Consider the following 19798-nt stretch of genomic DNA (forward strand, 5'->3'; position numbering starts at 1 on the left):
CCTTCCCTGCCTCAGATGCCCCAGCGCGGGATGTGATGGCTGCCGTAAGACACGGCGATGTTCTTGGCTTCGCAGAACACTTCGTAGCTGTAGTGGTTGCCTTCGCGGCCGGTGCCGGAAGCCTTGCTGCCGCCGAAGGGCTGGCGCAGGTCGCGGACGTTCTGGCTGTTGACGAAGGTCATGCCGGACTCGATGGCCTTGGCCAGGCGGATGGCGCGGCCGGTGTTGTTGGTCCACAAGTACGACGACAGGCCGTAGATGGTGTCGTTGGCGATGGCGACGGCTTCCTCTTCGGTCTTGAAGCGGATGATGCACGGCACCGGCCCGAAGATTTCTTCCTGGGCGATGCGCATCTTGTTGTCGACGCCGGCGAAGACGGTCGGCTGGACCCAGAAACCATTCTTGAACTTGTCGTCGACCACCGGCGTGCCGCCGCCGAAGACGACTTCGGCGCCTTCCTGCTTGCCGAGTTCGATGTAGTAATTGACCTTTTCCTGGTGGCCCCTGGAGATCATCGGGCCGATGATGGTGCTCATGTCGGTCGGGTCGCCGACCTTGATTTTCGCAGCGCGGGCGGCGAAATCGGCGACGAACTTGTCGTAGATGCCGGCCTGGACGATGATCCGCGACCCCGCAGTGCAGCGTTCGCCGTTGTTCGAGAAGATCATGAAGATGGCGGCGTCGAGGGCACGTTCGTAGTCGGCATCGTCGAAGATGATGAACGGCGACTTGCCGCCCAGTTCCATCGAAAACTTCTTCAGACCGGCCGACTTGACGATGCGGTTGCCGGTGGCGGTCGAGCCGGTGAAGGAGATCGAACGGACATCCGGGTGGGCGACCAGCGGTTCGCCGGCGGTGTGGCCAAAACCATGCACGACGTTGAACACGCCCGCAGGAATGCCGGCTTCGAGGGCCAATTCGCCGAGGCGATTGGCGGTCAGCGGCGACAGCTCGGACATCTTCATCACGGCCGTGTTGCCGAAGGCCAGGCAGGGCGCGGTCTTCCAGGTGGCGGTCATGAACGGCACGTTCCACGGCGAGATCAGCGCGCAGACGCCGACCGGCTGCCACAGCGTGTAGTTGAGGTGGCCGGTGTCGGAATCGTAGGTTTCGCCGTGCATGTGCTGGATCAACTCGGCGAAGTAGTTGAAGTTGTCGGAGGCGCGCGGCACCAGCACCTTCTTGGTCTGGTGGGTAACCTGGCCGGTGTCGGCGGTTTCCAGGTCAGCGATCGGCTCGACGTTGGCGGCGATCAGTTCGCCCAGCTTGCGCACCAAACGGGCGCGCTCCTTGACCGGCGTCGCGGCCCAGCCCGGGAAGGCAGCCTTGGCCGCGGCCACCGCGGCGTTGACCTCGTCCTGGCCACCGCTGGCGACGGTATCGATCACCTCGCCGGTCGCCGGATTGATGGTCTCGAAGCTTTCCTTGCTGCCGACCTTCTGGCCGTTGATGATGTGCTGGATCATGTGCTGTTCTCGCTTTCTCTTAAGCGTTGGCGAAATAGGTGGCGTCGTCGACGATGGTGTTGACCAGGCAGCAGACGTTTTCGACTTCGGTTTCGATCACGTCGCCCGCCTTGACGTCGGCCAGGCCTTCCGGCGTGCCGGTCAGGATGACGTCGCCCGGATTCAGGGTCATGAAGGACGACAGGTATTCGATCAGCGTCGGGATGTCGAAGATCATGTCGGCAGTCGTGCCTTCCTGCGTCGTCTTGCCGTTGACCCGCGTCGTCAGCTTGAGCGCCATCGGGTTTGGCACGTCGGCGGCATCGACCAGCCAGGGACCGAGCGGCGTGCAGGCATCGCGGTTCTTGACGCGCAGGTTCGGACGGTAATAGTTCTCGAGATAGTCGCGGATGGCGTAGTCGTTGGCCACGGTGTAGCCGGCAACCATGTCCATGGCGTCGGCCTTCTTGACGTTCTTGCCGGTCTTGCCGATCACGACGGCCAGCTCGCACTCGTAGTGCATGTAGGTGGCGTCGGCCGGGCGGCGGGTGTTGGCCTTGTGGCCGGTAATGGCGTTCGGTCCCTTGAGGAAGACGAGCGGCACTTCCGGTGCCTTGAAAGCCAGTTCCTTGGCGTGGTCGGCGTAGTTCAGGCCGAGGGCGAAGACGGTGCCGGCTTCGACCGGCGGCAGCCACTGGAAGTCGCCGTCGTTGAGCAGGCGGCCATCGGCCAGGCGAACCTTGCCCGCGTTTTCAACACCGGCGTCGGTGACTTGATGAACGGCGCCGTTGTAGGCGATGCGACCGCGCTTCATGCTGCGACTCCTTCGGCAATGGTGAAATTCAGGCTGCCGAGACCTTCGGCACTGATACGAACGGTGCTGCCGGCCTTGGCCTGCGGCGCCATGTAGCGCACGCCGACGAGCAGGACGTCGCCCTGGCTCAGGGTCATCCACTCCGTCACATCCGCCAGCAGTTTGGCCGGCGAACGGATCAGATCGTTCAATGAACGGGTGTCGACCACCTGGCCGTCGATTTCGGTCGTCAGCGTCAGGCCGGCCAGATCGGCCAGCGGCTTGACCGAGGAAATCGGCAACGATCCATCAAAACACTTCTCGCGGATGGCGGGACGGTAGTAGCTGGTATGCGGCAGGCTCAGGTCGGCAGCCAGCACGACGCCGGCGACCGCCTCCAGGGCATTGCCCGCTGCCAGTCGCCCGGCGGCACGGCCCATGACCAGACCGATGGTGGCTGCGACTTCGACGCTGTCCGCACCGGCCGGCAGGCTGACTGCGGCGCCGCAGGCAACGCGGGTATTGGCCGGTTTGAGATAGAGCACCGGCGCCTTGGGAGCACCCTTGTACGGGGCCTCCTCCAGCGAACCGATTTTCTGGACGGAAACGGTGTCATTGAGGATGACGCCGAAAACCGTACCGCACACTTGCTGTTTGATCATGTTTCTAGACTCCGCTCAGCCGAGGTAATGAACCAGACCGAGACACAGGACAGGGAAGAAAACGAGGGCGATGATGCGCAGGAAATCCGAAGCCAGGAAGGGCATCACCCCCCAGGCCGTTTCCTTCATCGGCACATCCTTGGCGATCTTGTTGATCACGTAGAGATTCATGCCGACCGGCGGGTGGACCAGGCCGATCTCGACAACCATCAGGGCCAGGATACCGAACCAGATCGATTTGTCCTCGATGCTCATGCCGAAGAAATCCAACCCCATGACCATCGGATAAAAGATGGGGATGGTCAAGAGGATCATGGCCAGCGAATCCATCACGCAGCCGAGCAGGATATAGATGAGCAGGATGGAGAACAGCACGACCAGCGCCGGCAGGCCGCTGTTCTGCACCCACAGGGCCAGCTCGGTCGGCATTTGCGACAGGGCCAGGCTGGAGTTCAGCAGGTCGGCGCCGATCAGCACCATGAAGATCATGCCGGTGGCGTGGGCCGTGCCATAGACGCTCTGCAGGAAATCCTTGGTGCGCATGCCGCCCGACACCGCCGCGATGATGCCGCAGGCTGCCGCGCCAATCGAGGCGGCTTCGGTCGGGTTGGCCCAGCCACCGTAGATGCCGACGATGACGACGAGGAAAACGCAGAGCACCGGGATGATGTTGATCTGGGCCTTGATCATTTCGCCGAACGGCACCTTCTTGCCAGCCGGACCGGCGCTGGGATCGCGCCGGACCACCAGGGCGATGACCAGGATGTAACCGAGCGCCGCGATGATGCCCGGCACGACGGCGGCGACGAACAGCTTGCCGATGGATTCCTGGGTCAGCACCGCGTAGATGACCAGCGGCACCGACGGCGGAATCATGATGCCCAGCGTACCGGAAGCGGCCAGCGTGGCGGTCGACAGCTTGCCGGAATAGCCATTGGCCTTCAGTTCCGGCAAGGCAACCTGCCCCATGGTGGCCGCCGTCGCCAGCGAAGAGCCGCAAATGGCACCGAATGCCGCGCAAGCCGCCGTCGAGGCCATGGCCAGACCGCCGCGCCAATGGCCGATCAGCGTGCCGGCCGCCTTGAACAGCGCCTTGGACAGCCCGCCGTGCGTGGCGAACTGGCCCATCAGGATGAACAGCGGGATCACCGCCAGATCGTAGTTGGAGACCCGGGCATAGACCAGGTTGTTCAGGGTGTACAACAGGCCGGACGTTTCGCCGGCATTCATGACCAGATAGATGCCGGCGCCGGTGACGAACATCGCCATCGTGATATGCACGCGCACGGCCAGCATGGCCAGCAGACAGCCGAAACCGATCAAGCCGATAGAGGTACCGCTCATTTATCTGCTCCCCGGAATGTTCTTGGTCGGATGAAAGTGGGCATAGGCGCGGTAGATCGCGCAGACCATCATCAGGAACAGCCCCGGCACGAGCAGGGCCGTCGGGATCCACAGCGGCAACGAGACCAGCGTCGTCACCTCTTCCGACTCGCGGGTCGCGATGGCCGACAGGATGGTGCGCCAGACCAGCAAGCCCGAAACCACGGCAAACAGGATTTCGGCAATGCCATCGATCGGACGCTTCAGCGAATCGCGCATGTTCTCGGTGAAAAAGTCGACCTTGATGTGCTCGCCGAGCAGGGTGCAATACGGCAGGAAGGCCGTCGCGGCAACGGCCGTGCCGGCCTGCATCAGCTCGATGTCGCCGTTCACCGAGCCGAAGCCCAGTTTGCGACCAATGATCGACACCAGCGACATCGCAATCAGGGCGATGAACAGGACACCGCCCGAAATCGCCATCGCCTTGCCGGCCATGATCAGGTAGTGCTCGACCTTGTCGTGCTCCACCAGATCATGCGGCATACCCATCGGATCTTGCATGCTGTTCTCCTCGATCCTTTTTTTATTTGGTCGTGCCGCTCAGCTCGCGGGCCGCGGCGATCAGCCTCTTGCCGTCGAGGCCCTTTTCGCCGACCTGCTTGGCCCACTCGTCCTCGACGCTGGCCGTCGCCTGCTTCATGGCCGTCACCTGGGTCGCGCTCAGCGTGGTGATCTTGTTGCCCTGGGCGGCGATGCGCTTCTTGGTATCGGCGGCGACCTCATCGAACATGGCGCCGAACTTGCCGACCATCACTTCGCCGGTGGTCTTGTCGACGATGGCCTTCAGGTCGGCCGGCAGGCCGTCGTATTTCTGCTTGTTCATCAGCACGGTCAGCACCGTGGCGGTCGGATAGGCGACGCCATTGTCCGGCTGCAGGTGGAACTTGGTGACTTCGGACAGCTTGGTCGGATAGACCAGTTCCCAGGCGCCGAGCGAACCATCGACAACGCCCTTGGAAATCGCTTCGGTCACCTGGGCCGGCGGCATGGCCACCGGCTGGCCGCCCAGCGCAGCCAGGGTCTTGGCACCGACACGGGTCGAGGTGCGCAGCTTGAGGCCGGAAAAACCGGTCAGGCCGGCGATCTGCTTGCTGGCGGTATGTACCGCCTGGCCGCCGTCGGTGTGGAAGGCGAGCACCTTGTAGGCCGCGAATTCCTGCTGCGCGTGCTGCTGGTAGTACTTCCACAGTGCCTTGGAACTGGAAGTTGAATCCTTGACCATGAACGGCAGTTCGAAGGCCTCGATGGCCGGGAAGCGACCGGCGGAATAACCCGGGCCGGTCCACACCACGTCGGCGACGCCGTTCTTCACCTGGTCAGCCAGTTGGGCCGGCGTGCCGCCGAGCTGCATGGCCGGGTAGAACTGGCACTTGATGCGGCCGTTGGACAGCTTGCCCATCTCCTCGCACCACGGCTGCAGCACCTTCTGCTGCGTCGGCGCGGCCGACGGCAGGAAGTGGGCGATCTTGAAGGTGACTTCCTGAGCAAAAGCCGGGATGGAAACGGCCATGGCGCCAAGCAGGGCAAAGTGACGTGTGTTCATTCGACATCTCCTCGAAGGGTGTGGGTCGGACCCACATTTATTAACATGTTAGTGATCAAATTAAATCACTAGGATGTTAGTGAGTCAACTGCTCTTCGAATTTTTTACGCTTTTTTTCCCGGGGCCGGATGGCGATAAATCTGGAAGCGGCCGCCGCGAAAATCGATCTCGTTTTCGAGATGCGCGCCGACAGCCCGCGCAACGCGGATCGAGGCCGCGTTGTCGCGGTGAATAAAGCTGATCGGCTGCTGTCCGGGATACACCTCGGCGGTCATGGCCTGCACCGCCCGGGCGGCTTCGCTGGCGAACCCCTTCCCCTGGCATTCAGGCAACAGCGCCCATTTGATCTCGCGCTCGGGAAAATCGGCGGGGTACCACAGGCCGACCGCACCGATCATTGCGCCGCCCGCCTTTTCCTCCAGCGCATAGGGACCATAACCGCGCAGCAGCCAGTGCCCGGCCAGCGTCGCCGTCAGGCGCCAGCTTTCGCCTTCGCTCAGCACCCGGCCCAGGGTATGGCGCGTGCAGTCGGGGTTGCCGTAATGGAGATGCATACGGCGCCAGTCGTCTTCACGAAACATGCGCAGCACCAGGCGCTCGGTTTCGAGTCGGGTCGGTATCTGAAATTCGCTCATGGCAGGGGCACCAAAAAAAACCGGCCGCACGAGGCGGCCGGGAAACTCCGCAAGGAGAGATGAACTCAGAAAAAACGGGATTACTTCATGATCTTCAGGGTCTGGATCGAGGTGTATTCCTCCAGCCCGTAACGACCGAACTCGACACCGATACCCGACTGCTTGACGCCGCCGAACGGGGCATCCGGCTGGATGGCGCCATGCTCGTTGACCCAGGCGCTGCCGCATTCGAGACGCAGGGCCACCTCGGCCGCCTTGGCCGGGTCGCGGGACCAAACCGAGCCACCCAGCCCCGCCGGATTGGCATTGGCACGGGCAATCACTTCATCCAGATCACTGTATTTGATGACCGGCAGGATGGGGCCAAACGGCTCCTCATCGACCAGGCGCAGACCATCGGTCACGTCGGCGACTACGGTCGGCTCGTAAAAATAGCCGGGCCCGGCCTTGCGCTTGCCGCCGCACAGGAAGCGGGCGCCATGGGCGCGGGCGTCCTCGGCCAGTTCCTCGACCTTGGCCAGCTGCATCGCGTTCTGGATCGGGCCGAGCTGGGTGTCGGCATTCATGCCGTCGCCGACCACCGCATTGCGGGCCAGATTGGCCAGCTCTGCGCACAGTTCGTCGTAGATGCTGTCATGCACGTACAGGCGCTTCAGGCAGGCGCAGGTCTGGCCATTGTTGTGGAAGGTAACGCCGAACAGCTTGGGCGCGACGGCCTTGACGTCGACATCGGGCAGCACGATGCCGGCGTCGTTGCCGCCCAGTTCCAGCGTCAGGCGCTTCAGGTTGCCCGAGGCGTTGGCCATGATGCGCTTGCCGGTCGCCGTCGAGCCGGTGAACACGATCTTGGCGATACCCGGATGGCCGGTCATGGCCGGGCCGACATCGGAACCGGCGGCGCCGGTGATGAAGTTGAGCACGCCCGGCGGCAGGATGGCATTGGCCAGCTCGGCGAAGCGGGCGGTCGCCACCGGCGTCATCTCGGAGGGCTTGATGACCACCGCGTTACCGGCGCGCAGCGCGGGAATGACGTGCCAGATGGCGATCATCAGCGGCCAGTTCCACGGCGTGATCGAGCCGACCACGCCCAGCGGCTTGCGATGCACCTCGACGCGTGCCTCGGCGTTGTCCTGGATGACTTCGACCGGCAGTTGCAGGTCGGCGGTGACATGCGTCCAGGCGATCGAACCGCCGACTTCCATGCCCGCCCCCACGCCGTTCAGCCCGCCCTGCGGCTTGCCGGTTTCCAGCGTGACCAGGCGCATCAGCTCGGGCATGTTCGCTTCGAGGGCGGCCCCCAGCGCATGCAGCAGCTGTTGCCGTTCGGCATCCGGCTTGCGGCTCCAGGCCGGGAAAGCGGCCTGCGCAGCCTTGACCGCGGCATCGACGTGGCTGGCATTGCCGGCCTGGGCCTGGGCAAAGGCCTCGCCGGTGGCCGGGTTGATGACCGGGAAAGTGGTGGCCGCCTGAACGGCCTGACCGTCGATCAGCATGGAAATGGTTTGCATGTCGTCTCCTGTTTGATTGTTCGTGTTGCCGGTTTACAAGCCCTGCCCGTCGGTGATCACGCCGTGCCGCGAGAAGCGGACCAGGCCCTGCCCCGTCCATAACGCCGCGGTCAGCGACAGCCGGTCGTCGCGCTGCTTCCAGGTGAAGCTGGCCCCGCCGTCGGTGCTGTCGAGCAGCACGCCGTCCAGGCTGGTGCCGTACACATGGCCGCCGCCTTCAAGCAGATCGGTCACCGAACTCTTGCTGCCGCTGACCACCGGCTGCCAGCTACGGCCATCGTCCTGGCTGCGATAGAGCGTGCCGCGCAGGCCGCCGACGAGCAGCGTACCATCCTTGAGTGCGACGCCGGTCCACAGCGAACCCTTGTAGCCGGTGTTCAGATATTGCCAGCTTTGGCCGCGGTCACCGCTGCGCAAGACCATGCCGCGCTCGGCGGCGACGAACAGCTCGCCCTTGGCCGAAGCGAAAATCCTGAACAGGTTGCGGTCGGCCTTGCCGCCATCCGGCGGCGCCGGCAGATCGAGCGGAGCCCAGGTCTTGCCGCCATCCTGCGTACGCAGCACCAGCGACCACAGGCCGACAGCCAGCCCTTCCTGCGCGTTGAGGAAATGGACCGAGAACAACGGCCGGTCCTCTTGGGTTTCCAGGCGCTGGATGCTCCAGTTCTCGCCGCCGTCGGCCGTGTGAAGGATGGCGCCCCACTGGCCGACCGCCCAGCCGTTCTTGTCGTCGGCGAAATGCACGGCGGTCAGGGTCGAGGAGACCGGCACGGAAGCGGCCTGGCGGAAAGTCTTGCCCCCGTCGTCGGAGAGCAGGACGGTACCGTAGTCACCGACCGTGACCAGGCGCTTGCCGGCGTAGGCGGCGCCCTGGATGGGGGCCAGCGTGGCGGCGGCACTCTTCTTGGCCGGCTGGGCCTGCAGCGGTGCCGGAGCAGCCGGTGCCTGGGCCATGGCCGGGATAGTGATCAGGCTGCCGAGCAAGGCGGCGATCAGGGAGGTGGCGCGGAGCGTCATGGGTTGCTTGTTCATGGTCGGCTCCCGATTAGTGGTTGAGGATGCCCGGCGCGCGGACGGGCGTCTTGCGCGGGAACAGTTTTTCAAGCCACACCGCAAAGGCCGGCAGCGCGGTCATGGCCATCACCATGTTGACCATGAACATGAAGGCGAGCAGCTTGCCCATGTCGGCCTGGAACTTGAGGTCGGAGAACGCCCAGGTGGCGACACCGATGGCCAGCGTGATGGCGGTGAAGATGGTCGCCGTGCCGACTTCGAGGATGGAATGCTCGAGCGCCTTGACGATGTTTTCGCCCTGCGACAGGTGCAGCTGCAGGCGGTTGTAGATGTAGAAGGCGTAATCGACGCCGATGCCGACGGCGAGCACCATGACCGGCAGCGTGGCGACGGTCAGGCCGATCTCCAGCTCCTTCATGAACCAGTAGCCGATGAAGGTGCCGACGGTGAGCGGCAGGCAGCAGGCGAGCACGGCGCGGAAATCGCGATAGACCATGGCGACCAGGAAGACGATGGCGGCATAGACGTACATCATCATCGGCATTTCGCTCTTCTCGACCTCGTCGTTCACCGCGGCCAGCACGCCGGCGTTGCCGGAAGCGAGGCGGATGGTGACGCCATCGAGCTTGTGCTCGGTGCGGAAGTCCTTGACCTTGTCGATGACGCGATTGATGGTCGTCGCCTTGTGGTCGTTGAGGAACAGGTGCACCGCCGTCATGCTGCAATCCTTGCGCATGTAGCCGCGCATCCGGCCGATTTCGGTGGCCAGCGCCGCGTAGTTGCCCGGATCGATGGGGATGGCGTTCATCTTCGGATTGCCCTCGTTGTAGCCCTCGTTATAGGTCCGCAACTGGCCGGAGAAGGAAATGGCCGACAGCACGCCCTCGGTGTTCTGCATGTGCCAGACGAACTGGTCCTGGTAAAGGCCGAGCGCGACGTTCTCGCAGGAATCCGGTGCCGTCTCGAAGACCACGGTCAGCCAGTCGAGGCCGGTATCGTAGGCTTCCGAAATGGCCACCGCATCGCGGTTGAAGCGGGCTTCCGGACGCAGTTCCGGGGCGCCAGGCTGCAAGGTGCCGATGACGCGGTCGCTGCTCTGCCAGACCGATACGCCGAAGACTGCGATGGTCAGCGCGATGACGATGGCGGCATTGCGCGGCTCGGCGACGCGGGCCAGGGCACGCAGCCAGCGGGCCCGCTTGTCACGCTTCATCATCGCCTTGTCGGCGTATTCCTTGGTGAAGGTAAAGTACGAGGCGGCAATCGGCAGCATCGCCAGGTTGGTGGTGATCTTGAAGAAGACGCCGAGCGAAGCGGTGATCGCCAGTTCGCGCACCATCGGAATGGGGATCAGGATCAGCGTGATGAACGAGACGAAGGCGGTGACCAGGGCCAGCACGCCGGGAATGAGCAGGCCGGAGAAGCTGGCGCGGGCGGCCTGTTCGGTGGTCTTGCCGTGCGCCAGTTCGCGCACGATGAAGTTGATCTGCTGCACGCCGTGCGAGACACCGATGGCGAAGACCAGGAAAGGCACCAGCACAGCCAGCGGATCGAGGCCGAAGCCGAGCAGGCGCAGGGCGCCGAACTGCCAGACCAGCGAGGTGAATGAACAGACGATGGGCAGGATGGTGAAGCGCAGCGAATGGCAGTACCAATACACCGCCCCCGCCGTCAGCAAGAGGGCCACCGCGCAGAATTCGAGCACCGACGAGGCCCCGTCGGCAATGTCGCCGATCTGCTTGGCGAAGCCGATGATCTGGATCTCGAAATCGGCGTCCTCGAACTGCTTGCGCAAGCCTTCCAGCTTGTCGTTGTACGACACGTAGTCGATCTTGTTGCCGTCCTTGTCCACCTCGGCCAGTTCGGCGACGATCATCGCGCTGGTCTGGTCGCGCGAGACCAGCGTGCCGACGAAGCCGCCCTGGCTGGCCGAGCGCTGGATGCCGGCGATGATTTCGGAATTCAGTTGGTCCGGCGTCACGGTGCCGGAAATGATCGGATCGGCGCGGAAGCCTTCCTCGGTGATCTCATTGACGAAGCTGTTCGGCGTCCACAGCGACTGCACGCCGAGGCGGTCGACGCCCGGCAGGTAGATCACCGCCTGGGTCACGTCGTACAGGCGCTTCAGGCCGGCCTGCGTCCAAATGGTGTCCTTCTTTGCCTTGACCACGACGTTCAGGCGGTTGGCGCCGAGCACGTCGTTGCGGTACTTGTGAAAGGTCTCGATGTATTCGTGGCCGGTCGGCATCTGCTTCTCGAAACCGGCCTCCATGCGCAGTTGCAGCGCGAAGTAGCCCATCACGGCGGTGAACACGGCCAGCCAGATCAGGAAGGGCGTGCGGTATTTGAAACAGAAATTCTCCAGCCCGCCGAGGGTACGGGTCAGATACTTGTCGACGTCGTCGACGCTGAAAAGGTTGAGCATGATGTGCTGTCCTGCGGGAGATGATTTGTTCTTATGGTGCGGACCAGGGCGCGGCGAACCGCCCCCTGGCCATCGATCGCCTTAGAAGTTGCGCGACACGTACATCCCGAAGAAATCGCGGTCCTTGTACGGCTGGTCATAGACGCGCGAACCGCCCCAGAACTTGGCGTAGTTCACGCCCGCCTGCCACTTGGCCGGGTTCTGCGTGAAGCTGACGATGAAGTTGGCCGACTTCGCCCCCTCCATGAACAGCGCCGCCGAATTCGGCGTCCGCCCGCTCACCGCCTGGAAGTAGTAGATCTCCGGCGTGACCTGCCAACCCGGGATCAGGTTGCCGTCGTAGGTCCAGCTGAAGTCCAGGTTGTAGCCCCAGGACAGCTTGTCGCCCACGGCTTCCGCGCTGTTGCTGGTGTTGAACTCCTGGCCCCAGGCCCAGACGCCGGCGCCCACCGGATCGTTGCCGTAGAACTTCTTCAGCTTCGGATAGTAGGTCGCCACGCCTTCGATCATCAGCGTCGCCGTCGAGGCATTGCCCAGCGCCTTCAGGATGCCGCCGTAGTCGCCCGGCGTCATGCTGAGCAGGCCGGTCAGGTGCCACTGGAATTTCTTCTCGTCCACCCAGCAGCGGCCGTCGTTCGACGCACAGCCGAGGGCCGGATTGAGCGATACGGCATCCTTCGGACGGTAGGACAGCTCGGTGCCGACCGCCCAGTCGCCCAGCGGCATGTTGGCGGAAACGCCGTACATCCGGCGGTCTTCGGCATATCGCCACTGCAGGTCGGTAGACTGGTTCGGGTTGATGAAAAGCTGCGGCGCCTTGTCGTGGTAGGCCATGGCATAGAAGCCGAGGTTCAGCTGGGTGCCCGACGGCTGCCAGCGCACGGCCGCGCCGTACTGGCCGGAGTCCTTGGCCTTGACGCGGTTGATGCCGTAGGTGCTGTCGCCAACGCCCAGGCCGTTCACCTGCGACCAGTAGCTGCCGGTCGGCGGAAAGTAGTTGGCGTTCCAGGCCGCCTGATAGTAGGCCTCGACGTTCACCCCGTGCCCCAGCCCCGTCGCGAAACTGACAATGGGCGCCGGCAGGAAGACTTCCTTCAGCTGCGTGCCCGGCTGCGACAGGCGCATGATGTCCAGCGCGTTGGTCTGGTTGATGCCGCCCGGCAGGAACAGGCTCTCGCCCCAGCTGATCACCTGGTTACCGGCACGGACGCGGGCGCGCTGCTCGCCGACCGAGAATTCCTTGCTCACCCACAGGTCGAGCAGGCGGGTCTTGAACTCCAGGTCGTCCCTGGCGTCGTCGGACAGCGAGGCGGCGTAGCCGTTGGGGCCGGTCGCCGCGCTGACGAAGCCGGTCGTCTTGGTCGCCGTGAAGTCGCGCAGCCAGCTGAAGCGGCCCATGAACTTCCAGTCGTCCGGCATCTTGAGCAGCAGTTCGTGCGTGCCCTTCAGGTAGGTCGTGAAAGCGTCGCCCTTCTTGTAGTTGATGTTGCCCTGATCGCCGACGCCCTGATAAGTCGTATTGCCGGTCGGCGCACCGTTGCCGGAAGCACCGGCAACGACCAGGTCGCTGGACGGCCCCTGGGCCCGGATACCGGTGCCCAGCGAGACGGTCGAGTCGAAGCTGCCGGAAATGCTCCCCGTTTCGAAGGTGAAGGCGGAGGCCGCCCCCGCGTAGCCGATCAGCGCTGCCAGAACGGTTTTCTTGAAAATATTGTGCATGGATTTACCCTCTATTTCCGTTCAGTTGGCTTAGCGCTCGCTGATGGCGCGCAGGTTGTCCGACGTGTAGAACCCTTCCTTCAGCTTCGGATCGCTGGCATCGACGAACCACTTCATGTCCTTGCCACCACCCAGCGAGCTCTGGTCGACCAGATAGCGGTTGTCGATCAGGTTGTACTGAACGAATGCGGGGTTGTCGCAGCTGCCCGTCTCGTAAACCGGGATGACGAAGCCTTCGCGCAGCTTCCACAGCTTGCCCTGGGCGTCGTAGTCCTCGGCGACGACGATGGCCCAGCTGTCCTCGTCGATGTAGAAGGTACGCTTCGGCGCAACGTGGCGGACGCCCGACTTGACGGTGGCCTCGACCACCCACACGCGGTGCAGCTCGTAACGACGATGGGTGCTATCGACGGCATTTTCCTTGGCGACGTCGTTGAACTTCACGTTCGGGTCGTACATGCCGAAGGCGTTGTAGCCGACGATCATTTCCTTCTTGCCGACCAGCTTCCAGTCGAAGCGATCGATGGTGCCGTTGAACATGCGCGGCTCGTCCATCGTGTACTGGTTCTCGAAGCCAATCTGCGGTGCGTCATAGGCGTAGGTCGGCATGCGGCGGACGCGGCGCTGACCCGGGAAGTAGTAGAAGACCTCGTTGGTCTTGTCGGTGAACACGGTGATCGCCAACGACTGACCGGCCAGCGCGGTCGGCGACTTGTAGGCGAAGTAGGTGTAGTACTCGACCGGCGGCATACTGGAGAACTGGGTCGAACCCTTCTTGCCCCATGGGAAGAAGTAGGTCTGCGTCGAGGTTGCGGCAATCCACTCGCTGGAACCGGCGCGCGGCGACAGCGCGGTGTACAAGGTCGGCCATTCGAAACCGACACCGGCGTACTTCATCTTCACGTTCCACATCGCCTCCGTACCGGAGTGCGGCACCGGGAAGGGGATGCCCGGCACGGTGGCTTCCTTCAGGCTCCAGCCGTCGGCGCCGATCTTGGCGGTGGTGACGTTCTTCTTGGTGTTGTCGGCCACGAAGTCGGGATTGCCGCAGGTGCGGCGGGACGGATAGACATCCATCTTGTAGCCCTTGTTCTGCTTGATCAGCTGAACCTGGCCCGGCGACAGTTGCGATGCGTACTTGTCGACGTTGCTCGCATCGATCGAATACAGCGGCTTGTCGCCCTTGTGCTTCCAGGCGTCGGCGCGGCTCTTGCCGTAGCTCCAGCCGGAAGCCTGCGGCTCGTTACCGCCCCAGGCGGGAATGGAACCATCCTTGTTGGCGCCCTTCTCGGCACCGACCGGGGTCAGTTCCTTGCCGAGCTTGGCGGCATCGGCGTCCGTCCCGGCCTGGACGGAGAACGACGCGGAAAATACGGTAGCCAGGATCGCTGCGGCCCCGGCCTTCTTGAACATGATCATTTCAACCTCCTGTGTGGTGAACAGAGACCAACCCCTCCGGCCGGCCGCAACCAATTTCACTGGTTGGAGGCAGTGTAGAAATTGCCCCCCGCTGCCCGTTATCAAAAATCGGCAACTTTTATTGATCCAGATCAGATCGGGCTTGGCGGCACGGGGGATGAACGGCTCGGCTTGTCGCGACCCAAGCCGAGCCACGACAAGCTGGAAGCGGCCATTCGCTAGCTGCTGGCTGATACGAAGAAAGGGGAATCGGAAAAACTGTTCGTCGAAATCGGGGCACTCGCCACCCGCGACCCGATCGGCCGCTAAATATTCGACAGGATGTACAGCCACCACCGCGCCAACCTGGCCCGCCTGATCGCCGCCGCCAACCCGGCGTTGGCGGAAAAGGAGGTTCACCTACGCGCCGCCCTCATCGCCATGCAGATCGAGGGTTTGATGCTGCTCATCTCGGAAAACAAGCCCCGCCATGCGGAACTGGAAGGGATCGAGGAAGCCTGCGTCGCCGCGACCATGGGCATTGCGCTCGGGAATGCTGGCACCTAAGCGGAGGAAATTTCTTCAGCAAGAACGCCCGCTTCCAAATGACGCAGCGCCGATAGCCAAAACCGGTTACTGAAAATTGCCCCAAAAAGTGAACATTCCAGCATCCTTCCCGGTATCCATTGTGGTGGAGTTGTTTTTTACAACCTCACCGATGCTCCTTCCTTGCGCCACGCGCAATTCGGAAAGCATAATTGGCGATAAATATTTATCGTTATACGGCCCCAGCGGGTCCGTTTAATAACCGTTATACATCATGACTACCACTATCTCTGATTACCCAAACGTTGCCGAACTGCTAGCAAATCTCGGATGTACCTATCCAGAGGGCGTAGCTCTATTGCCAATAAATTTTGAGTCCGCCACATCAATCGCCGAATTCAAGCAGGTTTCAGAGGCTTCGACAGTAAAAACACTACTTCGAAATGCCTCTATCCCATATGGCGAGATTTTCGATAGATCCAAGAAGCCACCATACGTCCAAAACAACTCGTTTGAGTGGATCGCTCCAACGATATTTGTCTCAGCTGGGCTGATATCTGGAGACGCAAACTACATCTCGGTCGCATTGAACGTAATCTCGAATTACGCCACTGACTTCTTCAAGGGAATATCTGGTGGTAAGTCAATCAAACTCGAAGTTGTAATAGAAAAGACCAAGTCGAAGACGTGCAAGAAGATTACATACCAGGGAGATGTTGACGGGCTAAAAAACCTTCCAGAAATCATCCGAGAGATTGCCGATGAATAGCTCATTACCGGCATTCGTGGCCGAGTTCAATGAACTGGTCAAGGAATCGGAAAATATGCTTTTGATTACACGGGATAGTGAGCTACAACGTGCAGCTTGCTCAGCTTTAGAGGATGCTCTTAAACGTACGCATATCGAAAAGCAGAAAGCCATTGCCCGTTTCGACGAGGACTACGCAAACTTGCTTCTCGGCTGCGAGTCTGTTGCTCACGCCCTTTTAGCGGAACTAAACATGTGGCTTCTCTTGAAAGAAGAGAAGCCCGACGAAGCTTGGAATCATCTCGTGGACGCTCAGATGGCATCGATCTATGCGGCACGCGCTCACGATGGTTTCCGCCATCTTGAGCACCACCATCAGCGACTAGAGGCAATTGAACACTTGGTGTTTCCTCGCCAAGTATTCGTTAGTTCGGGAATGCTTGTCGGGTTCCAGGAGTGCTCTATTTGTCGTCGGGATTACGACGGCTGTGAGCATTTGGTTGGAAGGCCCTACATGGGGCAGTTCTGTTACATCATCGCTCGCGACATTGACCTCGACCATGTTGCGATCGTTGAACATCCCGCCGACAAGAGATGCCGAGTTGAGCGGTTTAACGCTGAAGGCGGCACACGCAATCGAATGACATGGAAAATCGAGCCAGATGCCACTGATGCATAGCCTTGCAGTCGCACAGGCCGCTCACTTCCACAACTAGGCCTCATTCATCCAAGCACCTATGGCAGGCTTTCTCAAGAAACTCTTCTCGAACGCTCCAAGCCCAACTACACCGCAATCGCTCTACTTCACGGATGGTGCGGCTGCGTTCAGGTTCGCCTGCACATCACTGCAATGCGAGTTATTTGCAAAGGCCATGCTCCCTGCGTTGGTCCTAAACGCAGTCGAGGCCTTGGGAGCCGAAAATCCCGTTGTCATCCTGCCCAATAGAACGCAAATGCTCGCTCTGCGCGTCGCCTCCAAAGATGGCGGTTTCCTTGTCCTAGCTGGTTCACTCTCCGCCAACGGCCCTTCGCTGCACCCCGGCGATCTCGTAGCGTGGCACGCCGGCCAACCGATTGAGCATGAGACAGCGGAGCTTGCGAAAGACCCTCGCTCGCAGTGGGTGGGAATCGTCGTCGCGAAGCTCAAGCCCGAATACGCATTCAATAAGGGCTGGGCAATTGCTGAGCCTTTTCGCCCTTGAGGCCTACCCCATCGTTGCAGCCGACGTTAGCACCGTGAAAATATCTCTTCACATCGCGCCTTACCTACTGCCCAACATCTAGGCTAAGGCGCGGTCTTTAGTAGTTTGGATGCTCAGGCGGTAAGTCGGCTCTCGCTCCTCACCTAGCATTCCTGAGAGTCGGGTCTTTCAAAGCTCGAAGACAGGGCCCCTTGACTTAGCTGAGTCGAGCAAAAAACTTCCATTTCCCTCTCGCGACACAGCACTCCAGAAGCAAATCAACCACGAATTGCGGACACCCGCTTGAAATAGCTCCCAACCACCACCATCAGCGGAAAGGTCACGGCGAGCATGGCGGAGGCGAGCCATAGTTCCAGCGGGTAGGTCGGGCCGCCTGACGGCAGCGCAAAGTGGCGCTGGGCCAGCGATTCGTACAGGCTCAGCATGGCGACTGCCAGCCCGACGGCGGCGCCGTTGAGGATCAGGCCGCGCCACGGTTGCGGCAGTTTCAGTGCCGGCACGCCATCAAACATGACGAGCAGGATGAAGTAGCCGAAATTGACGGTGACGCAAATGCGGACCATGAACAGCACCTGGTCCATGCCCTGCCCGACGAAAACCGTCCACAGGCCGCCGGCCACGGCGACGATCAGGGCCAGGGCGAGCAGGCCGAATACCGGCTGTTTGCCCAGCAACGCCACCTTGCCGGCGAGCGCACTCACCGGCCAGAAATCGAACAGCACCAGCCCGAGTACCGGCACCAGCATGGCGATACTGAAGACCAGCGGAATCCAGGCCATGAAGAGGCCCTGCGGGTCGAGTTCGGGGCGGTAGAACGGTGCTTCGGCCAGGAAACCGAAATCGAACAAGCCGCGGAACAAGGCGTAGGCCAGCGCATAGGCGGCGAGCAGCAGCGCCCCGCCCATCAGGCCGGGGTGGCGGATTGCCGGAGCGAAGGGCCAGCATTGCAGCGGCACGACGAGGACCAGCATCACCGCCACGGAAAAGATCAGGTACATGATCAGGAAGGGTGTCGGCAGATCCATGCCGCCCCCGACCGTCCGCCAGGCGAGATAGGCGACGGCAGCGCCGACCAGCACATTAAGCCCGGTGAAGGCGATGCCGCGCAGCGGTTGCGGCAAATCGGCCAGCCGCTTGGGATAGCTGGACTGCCACACGAGGCTGATGACGATCTGCGCCGGCACCATGGCGACGAGGATAACGGTACCCCAACCGGTCAGCCATTCCGGGCTGACCTGCAGGCAGAAGAAAAGCGAGGCGAAGACCGCCCCCGCCGTGGCGATGACGCCACGGCGCAAGGATTGCAAAGCGTTCATGGAAACTCCGGTTAGCGGACCGCGCCGAGTTGGATGCTTTCGAGTTGCTTGACCAGCCGCACCCGCATGCCGGGAATGTCCTGCGGCACGCTGGCGCGATAACTGCGGACGTCGTCGGCGGTATAGGGTTTGAAGTCAGCCGGGATGCTGCTGCGCCCGATATTGCTCATCACCCAGTTGAGCAGGTCGGCCGTTTCGCCGTCGCCGAGCGGCGTGTTGAGCGTGCCCGGCACCTGCGACAGGTAGGCCCTGCCTTCCGGCACGCGCAGGAAATGACCGACCTCGTCGCGCATGCTGGGGATGCCGTTTTCCGGCGAGCCGGTGCCGTCGGCCTGATGGCAGCCCATGCAGTACAGACGGTAGTTCTTCTTGGCGGCATCGGCCATGGCCTCGCCGGACAGCAAGCCGGTCAGGCCGGCGAGCAGGAGGACGCTGCGGGTGATGGAAGCGAGGCGCATGGCGTTTTCCTTACTGGGACGCGGCGCGCCAGGCGCGCAGTTCCTTGGCGGTCGGCTTCTTGGCGCGGGCGGCGGCCAGTTCGGCGGCGTCGATGGCCTTGAAGTCGGCCGGCAGTTCGGCGGCGTTGAAGGTGGTCAGCACGTAGTTGAGCACGGCGGCCAGTTCGGCATCGGAGAACTGCTGCCAGTTCGGCATGATGCCTTCGTAGAGCACGCCCTTCGATTCCATCTTGCCAGCCAGGCCGGCGATGACGATGCCGGGCAGGTACTTGCGCCCTTCGGGCACCGCCATGCGCTTGCCCAGCGTGCCGGCCAGCGGCGGCGCCAGGCCGAGCGCACCGACGCCATCCGGCTGGTGGCAGGCGGCGCAGTTGGCGTCGTAGACCGCCTTGCCATCCTGGGCGGAGGCCATGCCGGCGAGCAGCGCGCAGGCCACGGCAACCATCAGGCGCTTCATGACTGCCCCTCTTCCAGGCCGACGATGATCGACACCGTGCAGTGGTAGTGGCTGCTCTGGTTGGCCATGCACCAGTTGATGTCGTTGTGCACGCCCATCCGGTAGCCCGGCCGTTCGCGGATGTTGGTATTGCAGAAGCAGCGGCCGCAGGAGGTCTTGCCGCAGCAATCGTTGTAGCTGACCAGATAGTCGCGGCCGTCGGCCGGGTTGTGACAGGTGCCGACCCAGGACACGGCGGAAGGCGTGCTGCCCGGCGGGCAGGTCGTCATCGTGCCGCCGCAGCAGGAGCACAGGAAGCCATCGACGCTGCAATAACGCCAGTAGTCGCAATCGGTCTCGGTCGGTTCGCGCTTTTTCGGGGCGCTGCCGTGGCCGCCGGCGGCGTGGGCATTGTTGGTGCGATCGAAGGGCAGCACCGGCAGCGCGAAGGCGCCGGCCACCAGCAGTTTGCTGACACCGACCAGGAAACCGCGCCGGCCGGTGTTGCTGGCTACCGCACGCGTCCGGCGTTCGGTGAAGCGGTCAAGTAATTTGAGGAAGTCCATG

20 protein-coding genes are annotated in these 19798 nt (G+C 62.5%); 4 read left to right on the plus strand and 16 right to left on the minus strand.

The window, feature by feature from the left end; all coding sequences use genetic code 11:
• Positions 1–11 precede the first annotated feature (11 nt).
• The 12 genes from hpaE to F1002_RS19265 all read right to left on the minus strand — a co-directional run bounded on the left by hpaE (position 12) and on the right by F1002_RS19265 (position 14546).
• Positions 12–1466 carry a 5-carboxymethyl-2-hydroxymuconate semialdehyde dehydrogenase gene (gene hpaE, locus F1002_RS19210; protein WP_150430663.1) on the minus strand — a complete coding sequence of 485 codons (1455 nt, stop codon included), beginning with the start codon at positions 1464–1466 and terminating at the stop codon, positions 12–14.
• A gap of 19 nt (positions 1467–1485) precedes the next feature.
• Positions 1486–2259 (minus strand): fumarylacetoacetate hydrolase family protein, encoded by a 774-nt coding sequence (locus F1002_RS19215; RefSeq protein ID WP_150430664.1) that lies wholly within the window; start codon positions 2257–2259, stop codon positions 1486–1488.
• Positions 2256–2900, minus strand: coding sequence for a fumarylacetoacetate hydrolase family protein (locus tag F1002_RS19220; protein ID WP_150430665.1), 645 nt, complete (start codon positions 2898–2900; stop codon positions 2256–2258). The genes F1002_RS19215 and F1002_RS19220 overlap by 4 nt, the downstream gene beginning before the upstream one ends.
• Before the next feature lie 15 nt (positions 2901–2915).
• Complete coding sequence (locus F1002_RS19225) at positions 2916–4244, minus strand: TRAP transporter large permease (protein WP_150430666.1); 1329 nt, start codon at positions 4242–4244, stop codon at positions 2916–2918.
• A complete protein-coding gene (locus F1002_RS19230; RefSeq protein WP_150430667.1) occupies positions 4245–4784 on the minus strand; it encodes a TRAP transporter small permease in 540 nt (179 codons plus the stop codon).
• 22 nt (positions 4785–4806) lie between these two features.
• Positions 4807–5826 (minus strand): TRAP transporter substrate-binding protein, encoded by a 1020-nt coding sequence (locus F1002_RS19235; RefSeq protein WP_150430668.1) that lies wholly within the window; start codon positions 5824–5826, stop codon positions 4807–4809.
• 104 nt (positions 5827–5930) lie between these two features.
• Positions 5931–6461, minus strand: coding sequence for a GNAT family N-acetyltransferase (locus tag F1002_RS19240; RefSeq protein ID WP_150430669.1), 531 nt, complete (start codon positions 6459–6461; stop codon positions 5931–5933).
• A gap of 80 nt (positions 6462–6541) precedes the next feature.
• Positions 6542–7969, minus strand: coding sequence for an aldehyde dehydrogenase family protein (locus F1002_RS19245; protein WP_150430670.1), 1428 nt, complete (start codon positions 7967–7969; stop codon positions 6542–6544).
• 33 nt (positions 7970–8002) lie between these two features.
• Complete coding sequence (locus F1002_RS19250) at positions 8003–9001, minus strand: YCF48-related protein (protein WP_223879689.1); 999 nt, start codon at positions 8999–9001, stop codon at positions 8003–8005.
• 13 nt (positions 9002–9014) lie between these two features.
• Positions 9015–11408: an RND family transporter gene (locus F1002_RS19255; RefSeq protein WP_150430671.1), complete on the minus strand. Its 2394-nt coding sequence runs from the start codon at positions 11406–11408 to the stop codon at positions 9015–9017.
• An 81-nt stretch (positions 11409–11489) separates the two neighbouring features.
• The gene (locus F1002_RS19260) at positions 11490–13127 is read right to left on the minus strand and encodes a DUF1302 domain-containing protein (RefSeq protein WP_150430672.1); all 1638 of its coding nucleotides are present in this window, start codon (positions 13125–13127) and stop codon (positions 11490–11492) included.
• Positions 13128–13157: 30 nt separating this feature from the next.
• Complete coding sequence (locus F1002_RS19265) at positions 13158–14546, minus strand: DUF1329 domain-containing protein (protein WP_223879690.1); 1389 nt, start codon at positions 14544–14546, stop codon at positions 13158–13160.
• A gap of 321 nt (positions 14547–14867) precedes the next feature.
• On the opposite strand from F1002_RS19265, the gene F1002_RS19270 reads away from it, so the two are divergent.
• The 4 genes from F1002_RS19270 (at position 14868) to F1002_RS19285 (ending at position 17021) form a co-directional block, all read left to right on the plus strand.
• A complete protein-coding gene (locus F1002_RS19270; protein WP_150430673.1) occupies positions 14868–15092 on the plus strand; it encodes a hypothetical protein in 225 nt (74 codons plus the stop codon).
• A gap of 253 nt (positions 15093–15345) precedes the next feature.
• Positions 15346–15840 carry a hypothetical protein gene (locus F1002_RS19275; RefSeq protein ID WP_150430674.1) on the plus strand — a complete coding sequence of 165 codons (495 nt, stop codon included), beginning with the start codon at positions 15346–15348 and terminating at the stop codon, positions 15838–15840.
• Positions 15833–16498, plus strand: coding sequence for a hypothetical protein (locus F1002_RS19280; protein WP_223879691.1), 666 nt, complete (start codon positions 15833–15835; stop codon positions 16496–16498). Before F1002_RS19275 ends, F1002_RS19280 begins: the two co-directional genes overlap by 8 nt.
• 58 nt (positions 16499–16556) lie before the next feature.
• Positions 16557–17021: a hypothetical protein gene (locus F1002_RS19285; protein WP_150430675.1), complete on the plus strand. Its 465-nt coding sequence runs from the start codon at positions 16557–16559 to the stop codon at positions 17019–17021.
• A 257-nt stretch (positions 17022–17278) separates the two neighbouring features.
• Here F1002_RS19285 and F1002_RS19290 read toward each other — a convergent pair whose 3' ends face one another.
• From F1002_RS19290 to F1002_RS19305, 4 genes are read right to left on the minus strand one after another with little or no spacing between them, the layout of a single operon-like run.
• Entirely contained in the window at positions 17279–18337 is a 1059-nt protein-coding gene (locus tag F1002_RS19290) for a hypothetical protein (protein ID WP_150430676.1), read from the minus strand.
• Between the two features lie 11 nt (positions 18338–18348).
• Positions 18349–18795 (minus strand): cytochrome c, encoded by a 447-nt coding sequence (locus F1002_RS19295; RefSeq protein ID WP_150430677.1) that lies wholly within the window; start codon positions 18793–18795, stop codon positions 18349–18351.
• A gap of 10 nt (positions 18796–18805) precedes the next feature.
• Positions 18806–19252 carry a cytochrome c gene (locus F1002_RS19300; protein ID WP_150430678.1) on the minus strand — a complete coding sequence of 149 codons (447 nt, stop codon included), beginning with the start codon at positions 19250–19252 and terminating at the stop codon, positions 18806–18808.
• Positions 19249–19797, minus strand: a complete 549-nt coding sequence (locus tag F1002_RS19305; protein ID WP_150430679.1) for a methylamine dehydrogenase light chain — start codon at positions 19795–19797, stop codon at positions 19249–19251. Before F1002_RS19305 ends, F1002_RS19300 begins: the two co-directional genes overlap by 4 nt.
• Between the last annotated feature and the right edge of the window lies 1 nt (position 19798).

Source organism: Dechloromonas sp. CZR5, assembly GCF_008711155.1.
GTDB lineage: Bacteria > Pseudomonadota > Gammaproteobacteria > Burkholderiales > Rhodocyclaceae > Azonexus.

Bases quoted from the DNA above. Each gene is read 5' to 3' on its own strand.
- F1002_RS19245 (WP_150430670.1), bottom strand. From the start codon at position 7,969: ATGCAAACCATTTCCATGCTGATCGACGGTCAGGCCGTTCAGGCGGCC.
- F1002_RS19295 (WP_150430677.1), bottom strand. From the start codon at position 18,795: ATGCGCCTCGCTTCCATCACCCGCAGCGTCCTCCTGCTCGCCGGCCTG.
- F1002_RS19255 (WP_150430671.1), bottom strand. From the start codon at position 11,408: ATGCTCAACCTTTTCAGCGTCGACGACGTCGACAAGTATCTGACCCGT.
- F1002_RS19220 (WP_150430665.1), bottom strand. From the start codon at position 2,900: ATGATCAAACAGCAAGTGTGCGGTACGGTTTTCGGCGTCATCCTCAAT.
- F1002_RS19250 (WP_223879689.1), bottom strand. From the start codon at position 9,001: ATGAACAAGCAACCCATGACGCTCCGCGCCACCTCCCTGATCGCCGCC.
- F1002_RS19260 (WP_150430672.1), bottom strand. From the start codon at position 13,127: ATGCACAATATTTTCAAGAAAACCGTTCTGGCAGCGCTGATCGGCTAC.
- F1002_RS19265 (WP_223879690.1), bottom strand. From the start codon at position 14,546: ATGATCATGTTCAAGAAGGCCGGGGCCGCAGCGATCCTGGCTACCGTA.
- F1002_RS19275 (WP_150430674.1), top strand. From the start codon at position 15,346: ATGACTACCACTATCTCTGATTACCCAAACGTTGCCGAACTGCTAGCA.
- F1002_RS19240 (WP_150430669.1), bottom strand. From the start codon at position 6,461: ATGAGCGAATTTCAGATACCGACCCGACTCGAAACCGAGCGCCTGGTG.
- F1002_RS19290 (WP_150430676.1), bottom strand. From the start codon at position 18,337: ATGAACGCTTTGCAATCCTTGCGCCGTGGCGTCATCGCCACGGCGGGG.
- F1002_RS19305 (WP_150430679.1), bottom strand. From the start codon at position 19,797: ATGGACTTCCTCAAATTACTTGACCGCTTCACCGAACGCCGGACGCGT.
- F1002_RS19300 (WP_150430678.1), bottom strand. From the start codon at position 19,252: ATGAAGCGCCTGATGGTTGCCGTGGCCTGCGCGCTGCTCGCCGGCATG.
- F1002_RS19235 (WP_150430668.1), bottom strand. From the start codon at position 5,826: ATGAACACACGTCACTTTGCCCTGCTTGGCGCCATGGCCGTTTCCATC.
- F1002_RS19285 (WP_150430675.1), top strand. From the start codon at position 16,557: ATGGCAGGCTTTCTCAAGAAACTCTTCTCGAACGCTCCAAGCCCAACT.
- F1002_RS19225 (WP_150430666.1), bottom strand. From the start codon at position 4,244: ATGAGCGGTACCTCTATCGGCTTGATCGGTTTCGGCTGTCTGCTGGCC.
- hpaE (WP_150430663.1), bottom strand. From the start codon at position 1,466: ATGATCCAGCACATCATCAACGGCCAGAAGGTCGGCAGCAAGGAAAGC.
- F1002_RS19215 (WP_150430664.1), bottom strand. From the start codon at position 2,259: ATGAAGCGCGGTCGCATCGCCTACAACGGCGCCGTTCATCAAGTCACC.
- F1002_RS19230 (WP_150430667.1), bottom strand. From the start codon at position 4,784: ATGCAAGATCCGATGGGTATGCCGCATGATCTGGTGGAGCACGACAAG.
- F1002_RS19280 (WP_223879691.1), top strand. From the start codon at position 15,833: ATGAATAGCTCATTACCGGCATTCGTGGCCGAGTTCAATGAACTGGTC.
- F1002_RS19270 (WP_150430673.1), top strand. From the start codon at position 14,868: ATGTACAGCCACCACCGCGCCAACCTGGCCCGCCTGATCGCCGCCGCC.